Annotated in this window: 19 protein-coding genes; 6 read left to right on the top strand and 13 right to left on the bottom strand. The window is 34.3% G+C overall.

Translation table 11 applies throughout. The annotated features are described in order from the left end of the window. Window positions 1–5 precede the first annotated feature (5 nt). The 13 genes from MEFER_RS07880 to MEFER_RS07820 all read right to left on the bottom strand — a co-directional run bounded on the left by MEFER_RS07880 (window position 6) and on the right by MEFER_RS07820 (window position 9,489). The gene (locus tag MEFER_RS07880) at window positions 6–560 is read right to left on the bottom strand and encodes a hypothetical protein (RefSeq protein ID WP_015792095.1); all 555 of its coding nucleotides are present in this window, start codon (window positions 558–560) and stop codon (window positions 6–8) included. Continuing rightward, window positions 557–1,471: a hypothetical protein gene (locus tag MEFER_RS07875; protein ID WP_245527783.1), complete on the bottom strand. Its 915-nt coding sequence runs from the start codon at window positions 1,469–1,471 to the stop codon at window positions 557–559. Before MEFER_RS07875 ends, MEFER_RS07880 begins: the two co-directional genes overlap by 4 nt. A 153-nt stretch (window positions 1,472–1,624) precedes the next feature. Beyond that, on the bottom strand, window positions 1,625–2,182 hold the full coding sequence (locus MEFER_RS07870; protein WP_015792093.1) for a hypothetical protein: 558 nt from the start codon (window positions 2,180–2,182) through the stop codon (window positions 1,625–1,627). Window positions 2,183–2,193: 11 nt separating this feature from the next. Beyond that, entirely contained in the window at window positions 2,194–4,734 is a 2,541-nt protein-coding gene (locus tag MEFER_RS07865) for a hypothetical protein (RefSeq protein WP_245527782.1), read from the bottom strand. Further along, window positions 4,715–5,086 (bottom strand): hypothetical protein, encoded by a 372-nt coding sequence (locus tag MEFER_RS07860; protein ID WP_015792091.1) that lies wholly within the window; start codon window positions 5,084–5,086, stop codon window positions 4,715–4,717. The genes MEFER_RS07865 and MEFER_RS07860 overlap by 20 nt, the downstream gene beginning before the upstream one ends. Window positions 5,087–5,230: 144 nt before the next feature. After that, on the bottom strand, window positions 5,231–5,596 hold the full coding sequence (locus tag MEFER_RS07855) for a hypothetical protein (RefSeq protein ID WP_015792090.1): 366 nt from the start codon (window positions 5,594–5,596) through the stop codon (window positions 5,231–5,233). A 9-nt stretch (window positions 5,597–5,605) separates the two neighbouring features. Then, window positions 5,606–6,310, bottom strand: a complete 705-nt coding sequence (locus tag MEFER_RS07850) for a hypothetical protein (protein WP_015792089.1) — start codon at window positions 6,308–6,310, stop codon at window positions 5,606–5,608. Then, window positions 6,310–6,633 carry a hypothetical protein gene (locus MEFER_RS07845; RefSeq protein ID WP_015792088.1) on the bottom strand — a complete coding sequence of 108 codons (324 nt, stop codon included), beginning with the start codon at window positions 6,631–6,633 and terminating at the stop codon, window positions 6,310–6,312. The genes MEFER_RS07850 and MEFER_RS07845 overlap by 1 nt, the downstream gene beginning before the upstream one ends. After that, on the bottom strand, window positions 6,602–6,907 hold the full coding sequence (locus tag MEFER_RS07840; protein ID WP_245527781.1) for a hypothetical protein: 306 nt from the start codon (window positions 6,905–6,907) through the stop codon (window positions 6,602–6,604). The genes MEFER_RS07845 and MEFER_RS07840 overlap by 32 nt, the downstream gene beginning before the upstream one ends. Window positions 6,908–6,916: 9 nt before the next feature. Next, complete coding sequence (locus MEFER_RS07835) at window positions 6,917–7,675, bottom strand: hypothetical protein (RefSeq protein WP_015792086.1); 759 nt, start codon at window positions 7,673–7,675, stop codon at window positions 6,917–6,919. 13 nt (window positions 7,676–7,688) lie between these two features. Next, window positions 7,689–8,015 carry a hypothetical protein gene (locus MEFER_RS07830; protein ID WP_015792085.1) on the bottom strand — a complete coding sequence of 109 codons (327 nt, stop codon included), beginning with the start codon at window positions 8,013–8,015 and terminating at the stop codon, window positions 7,689–7,691. A gap of 9 nt (window positions 8,016–8,024) precedes the next feature. Next, window positions 8,025–9,122 carry a hypothetical protein gene (locus MEFER_RS07825; RefSeq protein WP_015792084.1) on the bottom strand — a complete coding sequence of 366 codons (1,098 nt, stop codon included), beginning with the start codon at window positions 9,120–9,122 and terminating at the stop codon, window positions 8,025–8,027. A gap of 70 nt (window positions 9,123–9,192) precedes the next feature. After that, window positions 9,193–9,489 carry a hypothetical protein gene (locus MEFER_RS07820; RefSeq protein WP_015792083.1) on the bottom strand — a complete coding sequence of 99 codons (297 nt, stop codon included), beginning with the start codon at window positions 9,487–9,489 and terminating at the stop codon, window positions 9,193–9,195. A 147-nt stretch (window positions 9,490–9,636) separates the two neighbouring features. Between MEFER_RS07820 and MEFER_RS07815 the strand changes: the two genes are divergently transcribed. Genes MEFER_RS07815 through MEFER_RS07790 form a run of 6 tightly spaced genes read left to right on the top strand, consistent with a single transcriptional unit; the run spans window position 9,637 to window position 14,610 of the window. Then, window positions 9,637–9,912: a helix-turn-helix domain-containing protein gene (locus tag MEFER_RS07815; protein ID WP_015792082.1), complete on the top strand. Its 276-nt coding sequence runs from the start codon at window positions 9,637–9,639 to the stop codon at window positions 9,910–9,912. Window positions 9,913–9,916: 4 nt separating this feature from the next. Then, window positions 9,917–10,297 (top strand): hypothetical protein, encoded by a 381-nt coding sequence (locus MEFER_RS07810; protein WP_015792081.1) that lies wholly within the window; start codon window positions 9,917–9,919, stop codon window positions 10,295–10,297. Between the two features lie 26 nt (window positions 10,298–10,323). After that, the gene (locus tag MEFER_RS07805) at window positions 10,324–10,635 is read left to right on the top strand and encodes a hypothetical protein (protein ID WP_015792080.1); all 312 of its coding nucleotides are present in this window, start codon (window positions 10,324–10,326) and stop codon (window positions 10,633–10,635) included. Then, window positions 10,635–11,171: a phage virion morphogenesis protein gene (locus MEFER_RS07800; protein WP_015792079.1), complete on the top strand. Its 537-nt coding sequence runs from the start codon at window positions 10,635–10,637 to the stop codon at window positions 11,169–11,171. The genes MEFER_RS07805 and MEFER_RS07800 overlap by 1 nt, the downstream gene beginning before the upstream one ends. A 5-nt stretch (window positions 11,172–11,176) precedes the next feature. After that, window positions 11,177–12,766 (top strand): hypothetical protein, encoded by a 1,590-nt coding sequence (locus MEFER_RS07795; protein ID WP_048056379.1) that lies wholly within the window; start codon window positions 11,177–11,179, stop codon window positions 12,764–12,766. An 8-nt stretch (window positions 12,767–12,774) separates the two neighbouring features. Further along, window positions 12,775–14,610, top strand: coding sequence for a minor capsid protein (locus MEFER_RS07790; protein ID WP_015792077.1), 1,836 nt, complete (start codon window positions 12,775–12,777; stop codon window positions 14,608–14,610).

Raw genomic sequence — 14,610 nt, 5'->3', positions numbered from 1 at the left:
ACTCTTCACCATATAACTTGGTTTATAATTTCTGTGTCCCATTCAAATTCGTAACCTACACATTTTGCCAATGGGTAGAACTTATCATCATCTATTTTGTCAGTGAAAATTAGTTTGTTTTGGTCATAATCGACATAAAACCTCGTATTGTAGTTTTTTGTGTATAAAATACATTTCTTCAATGCATCAAAATACTTACCTTCTTCAATGTAAATAAGTGGATTTGTTGAAAATTGATAATCTAACTCCAAATCACATAAATCACAACATTCTTGTAAAAACAGTTGTAAAAAGGTTGTCTTCGCATCTGTTTTTTGCTGAGATAATATCCACAATGGAGAGTTTATTGTGTATTCATACTGTTGTTGTCCAAATGCTTGAGATAATCTTGCATCTATACAATATCCTCTAAAAATTGTCTTATCATTCCAGATAACCTCTACACTATCGAAAGGTTGGATTTGTAAATCCTTTAATGAAGTTATATTACACTGGTCAATGGCATTAATTGAATACTCTATATTTAAGGAAACTGATTTATCAACTATTATTGTCTTCATAAAATCACCAGTTCAATATCGGCATAGTAATGTCCAGTAGTTATTCTTGTCAAGCTTATGGAAGTGATTAACGCCTGTTTCCAATCATCAATTTCATCGAAATATACTTCACATACTGGATTACTTGCTAACTGTTGAAGAAACTGCATTTTTGGGATAGTATCAACATAAAGTGTGAAATTCCACGTTTTTTGCTCTTTTCCTAAAATTTCATAGACCGGTGTTCCATCAACTGCGGGCTGATATGCTAAGTTTGGTTGTGGCTGATACTGTCTGCTTTCAACTAAAAAGCTATATTCTGTTTCATTTTGTCTAATTTGGAAACAACTACTTCTATTTGCCATAATTTGATTATACAAACTAACAATTAAGTTTTCATCAAGAGTGATAGCATATTCTTGTGATTTTCCATTAGTTAGTGTAGTTGTTACTTTGATAATTCCATTTTCAATTGTATGATTTGTTTTACTAAAATCAACACTATTTACACCTTCGTTATAAGCTTCATTGTAATAATCGGTTAAATCTAATGTTTTTAAATCTTCTGTTCCATCAGAATAAACGATTTTTGAATAAACAGTGTTTCCTTCCCTCCAAACTTTGTGTTCTATAACTGTTACACTTGGCGTTGGCGTAGTTGTCTGTTGAGTTGTTGTTATTGTTGTATTAGTAAGTGCATTTGACGCGTTCATCAATGTTGGTGTTGTGATGTTTGAATCTGAATTTGATTGTTTTGCTGATAATATAGTGTTGTAAAGCATATTAGCCATATTTGACAATATTGGTGTTGTTACATTTGTAGCTGAATTTGATTGTTTTGTTGCTATTGTATTGTAAAGTGTATCAGCCGCATTTGATAATATTGGAGTCGCAGTGCTTGTGTTTGTTGTTGGTGTCTGGCTTGTTTGCACTGTATTATATAACACATTTGATGTGTTTGACAAAATAGGTTGTGTGGAACTATTGGTTTGCCCACTGTTAGTGTTACCGTCACTGTAATCACTGTTTGACAAAAAAGAATTGGTGTTAGAGAGGATTGGGGACATAATATCACCACTTTTACATTACCCCAATGTGTATGGATTCACTGTCCATAAGTTGGCTTTATCGACAGTTATTGTTTCCGATGTTCCATTAAAGTATTGTATCGTTATTTCATCTGTTCCGTTAGTATCACTATAATTAATGAGGTATATTCTCCCCTTTGGTTCAACGCTACCACTTTGACTTTTTACGTCAACAATTGGTTTGGTGTCGTCGATTCCAATACAGACCACATAAGCAATCCAATGTTTGGATTCGTCAATTGTATTGTTTTCTGAGGGTTCTGCAATCACTTGACGGTTACCTTGTGGTAATTCATCGTAATCGTATGTTATTTTACTAATTGGAATTCCATAAATTTCATTACCATTTTCATCTACGGCTACAATATCAACTATAACTGGGTAATAATTCGGAGGTAAGTTAAATCTTATTGTGTTATCGACAATTGTAAGTGCTTTATCTGATTCAGTTGCCTGTGAATCAAATTCACAATAAACAAACGTCCCTTTTCCAAGTAATACCAATTGATTTATTTTTGCTACAAGTGATTGTGACTGTTCAGGTCCTGCTGGCATAAATATCACCTTTATCTGAATTGTTGTCTTTTTAGAATTAAAGCAATTTTTTGAGCTAATTGATGCTCATTAAAGCTATTTCCAACTACATTTATGTGTATATCTCCATAAGAGTAAGATGTGCTGTGTGTCATTCCTACTTGTTGAATTTTCCAATTTTTAGGATTTGCGGAGCTCATCAGTTGAGCAGTATAATCAATAGTTTTCTTTAAGTTAGGAATTTCTTTTCTAATTCCACCAATAATGTTTTCCATAAAGTGGATTCCCCATTTATCATCGTCTTTTAATGGGCCTGTTTCAGGTGTGGTATGGTGTAGGTAGTTCGATATAATACTCGCAGCTTGACTTACAGCATTCCTCAACTCTGAAAACTTCCTTTTTATTCCATCAATTATATTTTGAATCAAATCACTACCCCAGTTCTTAGCTTCTTCTATTTTTTGAGACCACCATATATTCAATTCATACCACCACCTATTAAATGTTTGTTTAATATTATCAACAAAGCCATTAAATGCGTCTAATATTTGCTGAGGTAATTGTTGCCATTGCTGGGCTAAGTTTTCAGCTGCTTGTCTGGCTTCATCCTCTTTCATTCCAAGTGTTTCAAACGCTTCTTGCAGTGTGTTAGTTACAACACTCCAATCACCAGTGATAAATGAATAAATGCTTTCAAATGCTGCTAAGAGTGTTAGAATCCCAGCTCTTGCAGCTGCTAATGGACTGTCTCCATCTAAGTCAAACAATCCTAAGAAATCACCAACAGCTAATGTAACAGCTGCTAACATCTCTCCCAAAGCAACTGGCCATGCGGCTAATTCAATAAGCCCTATTTTTAAATGCTCTATAGCTCCTTGTATATCTCCTTTTAATAGTTGTTTTAATGGCTCAATAACTACTGATAAAACTCCAAAAGCTCTTCCAGCAAACCTAACAGCTTCACCTAAACCCCTAAATGCATTAGATAATCCAGAGATGTTTGGCAGGTTAATTTTTGGTATGTTGATTTCTGGAATTTTAGGTAGTTTTAAATCTACTGGCAGTTTAATCTTAGGCATGTGGAGTTTTGGAATTTTTGGGATTTCTAAATCAACAGGTAATTTGATTTTTGAGAGTTCTGGAAGTTTTAAATTATCCAAACTAATTTTACCAAATATGGATTTAATTTTACCAAAAGCATCTTTTAACGCAGAACCAATTGCTGCACCAATTGCTATTTCAAGTATTTTTCCAAGACCTCCAAGAGTTACTCCAAGCTCTGCTCCATATTGTAAAAACCCATGACCTGCTAACCACCCTTCAATATCCTGCTTAATCGTTTCTAAAATTCCCCTTTGGTCTTTATTTATGCTTATTAACCTATCAAGTTCGTTGGTATTGTCTGGCAAGCCCTTATCTAAATCTACCCTCTGTAAATAATCATGAATTTTAACTATTTGTTCATAAGTTAAGCCATATTTTTTTGCCAACTCTGCCAATGTTTTATCATCTTTTGTTTTTTGAATCTCTTTTAGTGCAGTTTTTACATCAAATCCCATCTGTCTTGCATTTAACGCTAATGCATTTATGGCATCTGCTAACTGCCCTACATCTTGAGCCCCTGCTGCTTGTGCCTGAATCAATATTGATGCAAACGTTTCTGGGTCTAAGGTATCTCCCATTGTTATGCTGAATTCTCTAATTGCTTCTGCGACTTCTGTATGCCCTTGCTTCATTTCTAAAACTTCAGCATTCACCATTTTCATTATTTCTTCATTTGACTTCCCTAAAGCAGCGAGTGCGGTTATCATCCTTCTAATGTCATCTGCTCCTGACTCACTACCTCCCCTTTCAGCCATTGCCATTGCTGCCAATATTTGAGCCGCATATTTATCATTTGATGCTGCTAACTTCAAAACTGCCTCATTTGCATATCCTAATCCATCTTTAATTTCATCCAAAGAATAGCCGTTATATAAGCCAAGTTGTATTAACCTCTCTGCTTGGTCTTTAGTCAAACCCCTTTCTCTTAAAATTGTTATTAGTTCGTTGTATTTTTCAGCGTCGGAAATCCCCATGTATGCAGTTCCTACACTTGCCACATCTGCAATGGCATCTATGTGATATTTTTCAGACCATTCCTTCTTTAGTTTATCCCATTCTGTTCTATCCACTTCAACCTTTGCCCTAATTGTTTGTTTTTCAGATAATTCACTTTTTATTTTATTGATTTGTTTTAATATATAGTCTGTATTTGTTTTAATATCGATTTTTGTGTTTTTCAATTGTTCTAATTCACTTTTTAGTTTTGATAAATCATAATCAAAGTTTATGTTCATTTTAGATGCTTCTGCCTCTATCTCTTCCAACTCCCTAATAATCATGTTTATATTACTCTTAAATTCAACTTCTGATTTGACATTTTTTAACTCATCCAATTGCTTAATTATTGCGTTGATATTACCTTCTATCTCTAATTTTGATTTTATTTTTTCTAATGATTTTAGATTTTTCCTTACATCTTTATCATCCAATTTCAATTCCAAAGTTCCTTCAACTTTTAACTTTTTCATACAATCCACGCATTAACTGCTTTCCTAAGAATACAACAATAACTGGGACAATTAAACCCAATAATAATGAATCTGTATATGTCCAAATCACTGCTGAAAGGCACGTGCTTGCAAACAATCCATAAGGGTCTGGAAACTGCCCATTCCATTCTAAATATAGATATTCCCCTTCTTTAACAAATCTTAAACCATATATTATGGACAAAATTAAATCCCATACAAATACTACAAAAAATGCTAAAACTAAACTAACCAATGCATTATGAATAACTTCCATAATTAAGCCAAAAAATATTAATCCATAATACGTCCCACTTATGAACAACATACCGAATGGTGTGAGCCATCTCATAGAATCCCCCCATATTTTAGCTTATCCCTCAATTCTCTAATTGCAAATCCTAATATAATGTTGTAATCCATCCTATTTAGCTTTATCGCTTCACTTGGGGGGATTCTTAGGAATTTGCAGACTAAATAAAGTTCTGTTGCATCATCACTTAACGCCCACTCTATTGCGAAAGGATTTATCCTGGTTTAACTTCTTATAAGCCTCAAAGTAATTCTTGATAAGTTCTGCAATAACAATCGAAGGTAATTCCTCAACTTTCTCTTTTGGAATGCCATATAAAATTGGGATGTATTTTAATGCAAAGTTCAAAGGGTCTAATTTATTCGCATCTTCAATCATTTCCTTTTCTACTGAGAGTGGTGGAATTATTGCCGTTAATTTTTCTCCAAATATCTCAATTTCTAATTGAGGTAAATTAGACCTAATTTTTTCTAATGCTTCGAGATTCTTTTGTTCTGATTCCTTAAACTTCTCATCTAACTGTTTTAAGAATTCTAAGTGATTGTTCATCTAATCACCTTATTTTAAGTCAATAACTCTGTATGCCTGAGCTGTCAAGTCAAAACTCTTCGTAGCTCCAGAAATATCAATATCCAAGCTATTTGGCATAGCTCCATAGATTAAGATGATTCTTTTAGGAGCTTCCTTTCCATGAGCTAATGTGGCCTCTTTTGAATAAGCTAAGACGGCAATGTTCCCACTCTTTGAAGCTCCGTTTTTATACCTAACATAACTGCTCCCTTCTTCAATCTCTCCAGTAAAATAGGATGTTAAGTTGATATCTCCAACTGTAAGCAAGTCCTTAAAACTAAATGATATCTTAGCCCCTTTTTCAATTTGAATAGTTGAATAAGAACAATCAACACTTACCTCCTCCTTGTCTTTATCCTCTTTCAAACTCAATTCAGAAGCTCCTCCGAGTGGTAAATCCAAATACAAATACTCAACTTCAATAACTGCACCATTTGCTGGAGCTGTGTTAAACTTAATACTTTTTAGAATACCATTCTCATGCACAGCAGTGTAATCAGTCCCCTCAACCTTTGGAACTCCATCAACTTTTACAACCTCAGAACCCAATACAGCGTTATCCTTTGTTAATGAAAATTCCTTTGTCGCCCCATCTCCTGTAAATGTATCAATTTGAGATTTAGCTCCAAAAATTGCCAACTTTCCAGAACCTAAAATATTACTTTGGTCTGGAATACTAATTGGAAGCACCATTATCTCACGCTCCTAAACTCTAACTTAGTATAATCTGCCTCAAAGTCAATCCTTTCCAAATAAGAGTTATACGTTGTCATAACTGCTTCAATTTTCTCAACCATGTTAGAATTTGGTGGTTTATCAAAAGTAAATGTTGCATCTACATAAGCTACTCTATTTTCAATCTCAATAGAAAAATCTGCCTCACAATGGAAATCTTGAATTTTGGATAAAGGAGATTTAACTTTAACACCAGATTCTTTTAGCTTATTGATGATTTCCTCAACTAACGCCTTTGCATTAGTGTAGTTAGTCAAAGAACACCGCCCCCTCTTCTTCATTTAATTCCTTCTGTTTTGCTTCCTCAATAGCAATTTGATACATTCTATAAAAGTGATTAGCCATAACTGAAACGTTTTCGTCAGTTTTCATATCCCTTGATTCAGTGTAATAATAGCAAGCCAATATAGCAATAATGTCAGCATCTTCAACTTGGGATGTTTTTATTGCTAAGTTTGCAGATGCCTCTGCTTGTTCATGATTGGCAAAGTCCTCATCAGCACTCATTCCTAAGAGTGGCTTCATCTTAGCTAAAACTTCCGAAACATCAACCATAATCATCCCTTAAATTCCACTCAATACAATTACCGCTTCTTTTAAATCAACACTTGGACAGATTGCTTCAGTAGCCCAAATAATTGCAGTGTTTAAATCCTCTTTTTTATCCACTTTCAAATCCTCAGCCACATTGAAAGACACAACTGTAGGGTCTGCAGGAACTAATATTGCCTTATCCTTAACTAAATTTGTGATAAATACATTTGTAATAGTCCCTTTTAGTAGATTTTCAGGAGATAATCCATAATCATTTGGTGTTTTAAAGTAAGTCGCCTTTGAAGTTGGTAAAACCATGTTTATTGGTGCGTTAGTGTATTGTTGTATTTGAATAACAGCATTTTGAATATCTTTAACAATATCTTTCGGCGTAGCAGCATCCCAAGATTTTGATGCACTTTCAACTGTTGAATTAGTTAGCAATTCATTAATTCCGTAATAGTTTTCAGATTTTGTGATAATTTTAGCAAGCATTAAACTTAATTTTGTAAAATTGTCAGGAGTTAATAATCTTCTCGGTCTTGTTAATTTTGCGGCTAAATCAAATATTCTCTTAGATGTTGATGAAGTTTTATAAGGGATTTCAATAACTTCCATACTTGTTTCTGACAAAATTGACTCATCCAATTCAATAGTTTCAACCGTATAAACTTCCTTGTCTTTATCTATCTTCTGTTTTGGCATGATTTTCCTAATGAAATTCTGAGAATCATGTATTTGCTTAAATGCTTTCTTTACAATCTCTGCCTCTCTTGCAGTTAAAGCCATAAAATCACCTCAATTATTTAATCAAAACATCAACATACTGCCCATGAACTCTAATGACTTTAAATCTACCATTCTCATTATCAACAACTGCACATCCAGATGTATCTGCTAAAACATAATCTCCTACCTTTGGATTTTCTCCATCTGCAAGTTTTACTGTTGCAACTCCTAAAACTATAACATCCGCAATAGCCCCCTTAACTAAAGGAGCTGCTCTTGGCAACACAACTCCATCAATGCCTGTAGAGTTACCAACTACTAAGCCAGTATCAGTAATTTTAACAAAAGTATATGGCTCTAATTCAGTAGCCGCAATTGGTAATGAAACAACCTCTGCCATTGTCTCACCTTACAAGTCAATTATAACCCCATTCTCATAAACATCTGGTTTTCCTTTTCCTGATGGAGGTTTTGAAGCACTTATTTCAGATGAGTTTAACTGCTTCTTAACGATAGTTTTCAATAAAGCTTCTATGTTGTTTAGCTTTTCACAAATCTCAGATGCGTTGATTTCCTTAACTTCTTTTGTCTCATTTTGCTCTTTTTTCACTTCCTTTATAGATGCGAGAAGTTCAGGCAATTGTTTTTTTAACGCAGATGCCATAATCTCAGGCATATCTTTCTTTAAATCCTCTACAACTGCTTTTTTAACCTTCTCAATTAACTCTTGCTCTAATTTCTCAGATGCCTTAAACTCAGGAACTTCATCACTTTTCATACCCAAATCCCTCTTGTAATGTTCTCTTAAATGCTTATACACTTCTTTTCTAACATTTTCAGGAATCGTAGCACCCATAGCACCATTAACATAAGCCATTGCAGTAAAAAGCCCCTGCTTATGTAGGACCAGCTTGCCATTAACAACCGTATGGTGAGGGAACTTGTAACTGCCAAAATCTTCTTTTTTGTTAGGGTCGTAATAAGCAAAGCCAAGCTTATACTTATCCCAGTCTATCTTGTCTTTATCTCCACTTCCGTCTGAACTTGCCCATTTTCTTAAAGCTTGGATAGCTTTTGTTTTATCCCAATTCCCATCAACAACTTCCATTTTTGATTTATGAGAGGGGGAAGCAGCAACAACCTCAGCTTGGGTTCCCATTGTAGTTGGAACCTTTGGAACTGTATTAACACACAAGGCAACAGCCCTAAACATTCCAGTATCGCCACTTGGGTTGGCGTTCCATTCAATTGAAGCCCCTTTTAGTTCATCTTTAATTTGATTATATACATCATCAAAAATCTCCAATAACGCATAAAGCTCTCCTGTTTCAGGATTAACTGCTACTTGTTTAACCTCTCCAACTGCTGTATTTGAAGCATTGAAATAATTGTGGTCTATATTAACTGGCTTTCCTTTCAAAGTTGGAGCATATTGCATAATGAAGTCCTTTGTTATCTCCCTCCCGTCAATAGTTGTTGGTTCTAAAACTTTCATCCAAATCTGCATTTTAACCACCAAAATGGAAAAGAAGAGAAATTAAAGCTTCTTTAAAACAATCTTTTCTAATACTTCCAATTTACCTACCAGCTGGGCTACCTCCCATTCCAACTCCCCCAGCTTTACCCCTTAATGCTCTAATCTCCTCCTTCAACTCTTCAATTTCTTTATCTTTCTTAGCTAACTCTGCCTTCAATTCTGCAATCTTCTCACTTTGTGATTTTTCATGATAGAACTGCTCCATCTCATGTTTTCTAACTAAACCATCAACCTTATCCTTCCTTATTACCTCCTGAGCAATCTTCTCAACAAAATCACTTTTTTTAGGAACTAAGTCATCAACCGCCTCAGCTTCTTTCTTACCAAACAACGCCATAACGAACACCTTTTTGTTGTATTGATATTAGTGTGGGGCCCCACAGCCCCTACATTTATCCTTAGTTTTCTCATATTTAAGTTTTTATTTACTCAAATAAACAAAAGTATTTATATGAGTTTGAATAAAAGTAAATGAGGGGATAATATGACTGCTAAGGTAGAAACAGCAAGTATAGCAGTTTCAATTAAAGCAGAAGGAACTCTCATACCCACAACAGAGCAATTACTCGATGAACTATCAAAAGTTGTAAGTGAAGCACTAAATGGGACTTCATACCACGCCCTATCCAAAAAGACAGGTGTGAATGTCAGAACCCTTTACGCAATTAAAAACAATGAATTAGCCAATCCAAGAATTGATACTGTTTTAAAAATTCTACAAGCTTTGGGAAAAAAGCTGATTATCGTTGATAACTGGTGAAAAAATGGACAAACAAACAGTTATCGGATTTGTAGCATTGTTTTTGGTTTTGGAATTAGTTTTCTATTTAAAAGGGCTATATCAATCAATGGCATTAACTTTGGTTGTTTTTGGGATTTTCTCTTTATTGTTTTTTCTATACAACGGTATTAAAGGTAATGGTGGGATTATTTCGGCTATTTCAGATGTTCTTAAACCACCTCATCAAAGAGTTAAAAAGATTGTTGTGGGCGATTCAAAAGCATCAAACAACACAATCATTAGAATTGAAAAAGAAACTCAAAAAATACATTATAATGAGGACAATAGAAAGCATAGCAGGAATGATAATAGCTTCAAAACTTCTTCCTCCTGCGTTATCCCAATTGTTAATGATTCTAATTGAATTTTTAAAACTCTTAGGTGGTTAAAATGTCTCTTTGGAAGAAAATCCAAGAAAAAGAAAAATCTGCCGATATGGGTAATGACGTTGATAAAAGAATCCTAAGAATCATAAATACAGCTTTTGGTCTTCCAGACGATATTAAAGAGGAGGTTATTGAAGCAATAGACAAGGCAATTAAACACGGGCTTGAAAATGGAACTTTAAACTATCTAAAAGTCATAGAACTGGCTTGTGATGACTATACAAAAGAAGAAATTGCAGAGGCTTATGGACATCAACTATTAGGAGCTTATGTTGCTTATTTGATTTTGACAGGTAAGCCATTGAGGTTGAAATAATGGATTATGATGAATGGATTAGGAAATTTAAAGAGACAGTAGCTCATGAGATTGAGAAAGAACTAACTGCTGAGGTTGATGACAATATAAGAAGAGGATTTGAAAAGAAAGAACTAAAATGGAAACCTCTGAATGAAAAATACAAAAAATACAAAGAAACACATGGCTGGAACACTGAAGGATTAATGAAGCATGGGCATCTAGTAAAAGCTACTCAAAGTAGGATTAAAGTTGATAGAAAAGGGATAACTGTTAAAGTTATAAACAATATGGAATATGCCGCAGTGCATGAGTTTGGATTTTCAGGAACTGTAAATGTTAAGGAACATTATAGAAAGAAACCAAAATCTAAGAAAGGGAAAAAAGGCAAAAAGGGAATGACAAAAAAGAAAGATAAAAACGAATCTAACAAAGTTAGGGTAAAAGCTCATACAAGGAATATGAATATTCCAGCCCGACCGTTTATAAAACCAGCGTTAGAAAAAGTCCAAAAGAATCTTCCAAAAATCATAGAAAAAGCTATTAAAAAAATGTGATGGCTATGTATCTCAAAGAACTCTTTAAACTCGCAATTAAGAATAAAACATTAAACAAAGAGGCATTTATCCAACTCTGCAATAACTTAAACATTCCAATAACAAAAAGAAAGGGCTGGTTTAAACAGGCATTTTATGAGTTAGTAGAAACACTTAAAGACATTGACATTGTAGAGTTTGCTGAGAAAGTTATAGGAATTAACACCTTAGGAGAAAAACAGAAAGAGATTTTAAAAGGAATGGCTGAATACCCAACATCAATAATCTTAGCAGGAAAAGGAAGTGGAAAGGACTTCATGGTATCATTATTATTTAATTATATGTTAATGAAGGCAACACTCAAAGAGAATTTATATTCAAGAGTTAATTTTGTCAATATTGCCCCGAACATGGAATTAGCTAATAAGGTCTTCTTCAAGGAGTTTAAGCACTGGTTTAAAAAATGTTTATTATGGCAGGCAGTTGGCTTTGAAGAAGAAAAAAACACAGGTAAAGCTCCAATACGACTGACAAAAACAAGCGTTAGCATTGGAGACAACATTGAATTAGTTAGCGGACACTCACATTCAACGAGCTTTGAGGGAATGAATGTATTATGCGCAGTAATTGATGAAATTAGTGATGAAAACTTTTATAATGCTGAAAAACTATTTTACCAACTTCTTAGCAGTATAAAAACAAGATTTGGAACTGATGGAAAATTGATTGTTATAACATGGACAAGATTCCCAACACCAAACCCATTAGATGACGTTGGCTACAAACTGTTTATTGAGAACCAAAATATTGATAACGTCTTCACATTCAAAGGTAAAACATGGGAAATAAATCCATTCAGGAAAAAAGAGGACTTTGCAGATGATTACGAAAGAAACCCCATACTCGCCAAGAAAATGTATGAGTGCGAGCCACCTGACTTAGATGCTTACTTCATAGATGTTGCCAAATTAGACGCCTGCATGGTTGAATTAGTCCCTTTATTTCAGCACAGAGTAGTTTATAAAGAAGGAAAAGCAATCTTAGAGTTTAAGCAAATTAGAAGCGTTGATGTGCCTATTTTTGCCCACTTTGATTTATCCCTAAAACACGATTCAACTGCCATTGCCATTGCATACACAGAAGGGGATAAAATCATCGTCAGCGACATTATTGAGATACAGCCAACAAAAAACCACATCGTTGATTATAAAGCAGTTGAAGAGTTTATAGAGCATTTAAGAAAACATTTCACAGCTTATATTTCATTCGACCAATTTAACAGTGCCTATTTCGCCCAGAAGTTTAGCAACGCAAAAATCCTCAATTGGAGCATGCCACAACAAGTTAAGATGTGGAAGGAACTTCAAAAACTAATAGAAAGCCAGCAGATAAAAATCCAGAAAAATGAAAAATTAAGATTGCAGATTTTACAGCATCAAGTGGAAGAAAACAAAGTTAAGTATTTTGGAGAGAAAAGTCCTGACTTAGCCGATGCTTTAATCGGAGCTGTTTATGAATGCTCCATGAACATGCTAACAAGGGATTTATTTGACGACTTTGAGCTCCAGCAGTTATTAGATGATGATGAAATTATTGAATTCAAAAGCTTACTATGAGGGATAACATGAGCTTTGAATTCCTGTTATCTGATAAAGATGGCCTACTCCCTCCAATAGGCGAAGAAAATAAAGTAGTGGATTTAGCAAAGGACTATGCTGTCAATATGGCTATAAGAGTTTTATTAACTCAAATTTTTACAGAATTTTCAGTTGAAGGTAGCAACAACAAGATAAAAAATAAAGTTGCTGATTTAATTGAAGAAAAACTCGAAGACATAAAATTGGCTTTCATTGATTATTTATTAAAAGGAAAATGCATCTTATATCAACTCAATAGAATAAACCCAGATACTGCCATTGTCAGAACAAATGGAAAGGATTATTACGTTGAATACACCGCTGACATTCCTGCAGGAGAATGGTGGAATGGTGAAGTGGAAGCTAAGAAAATAGTTATAGCCCCAAAAGAAATTTGGGATAAAATTGATGCAGATGAAATTTATGACAGCAGATATTTATCAGTGTTTTACAATTCAATTCCTTCACATGAGACCGTTGAAAAAATCGTTAAGATTAAAGAACAAATACTTTATACAATCTCCCCTATGATGGTGCAGAGGGCTTTAATTCCACTTGTGATAGGTAAAAGTGACGAAAAAAAGGTCTTAGAGTATTTAAAAAAGGCATTTGCTAATTGGCAAAATCATACAAGGATTGTAGTTCCATCAACAAACGCAGTTATTGAGACAATCTCCATCGGCAAGGAAATCCCCACAGATTTAATCGAGCTTTTACTCTACCAATATGACAGCTCCATCTTTATGGCTCTGGGAACAAGTATCTCAACTGTAAAAGCATCAGGGCAAGAATTAACTACATCAAGAACAATAGACAGGAATTTATTAAGGATTGTCTTGGGCTATCAAAAAGAAGTAGAAACATGGATTTATGAGCAGTTACAAAAAATGGGATACAAAAACGTTTGGATTAAATTCAAAAATCCAGACCCAGAGTTTGACACCATGCAACTACAAAAAATACAAGCAGTTGCACAATTAAAACAAGTTGAGGCAGTAACAGGACAAGACATGAGTGCATACATTGAAAGAATATTCCCGAGCAATGAATACGAAAATGAAATAATGGCATCTACAATTGATTTAACTGAAAAAGAAGTCGAAAGATTATTGAAAAAAGCAAAACCACTAAAAGAAGGGCTTGTAGAAACAATCGATAGTGGGCTTTATTACATCACTGATGAAAAGAAACTGCAGGAGTTAGAAAAAGAACGGGAAAAACTAAGAAAAGTAATGGAATACTTAGCAAAGAAAGGAGACAAATTTGGAAAAGAGAGCATCAAAAAATTCATAAACTTTATTATGCAATATCCAAACTTCGACGACAATTTATTAAGCCAATTTGCAAGGGAGGAAGTTGATAGGTTTATAATTGATTATGTCATCCCAGCGATGAACGCTCTACATGTTTATGATGATTTACCTGCGGATATTTTAACACAATTAAAGCCAATTTGGGAGCAGGCGTTTAAAAACATCTATTCATCTTATTCCCAGCAAGTTTTAGACGTCCTAAATGATGGAATTAGAAAGGGTTACGGTGAAGAAAAACTTAAAAAAGAATTAGAAAAAGTCATTGGAAACATTAAAGGGCAAAGATTACAACAAAGGGCAAGGCAAGAACTGACAAAAACATACAACACTGCAAGAGCTGCCAGATGGTGGAATGATAAAGTTGTTTATATCACAATGAAAGATGACAGAGTCAGACCAGCTCATAGAAAACTACATGGGCTTGTTTTTGTTCCAGCAGAACATCCAGAGTTAGTTCCTCCTCTTGGCTACAACTGCCGATGCACAATAACTCCTTATAGGGGGGATTAG

Source organism: Methanocaldococcus fervens AG86, assembly GCF_000023985.1.
GTDB classification, from domain to species: domain Archaea; phylum AGJL01; class Methanococci; order Methanococcales; family Methanocaldococcaceae; genus Methanocaldococcus; species Methanocaldococcus fervens.
The sequence above is the reverse complement of the archived record's forward strand: the minus strand, read 5'-3'. Positions and strand labels throughout refer to the sequence as shown.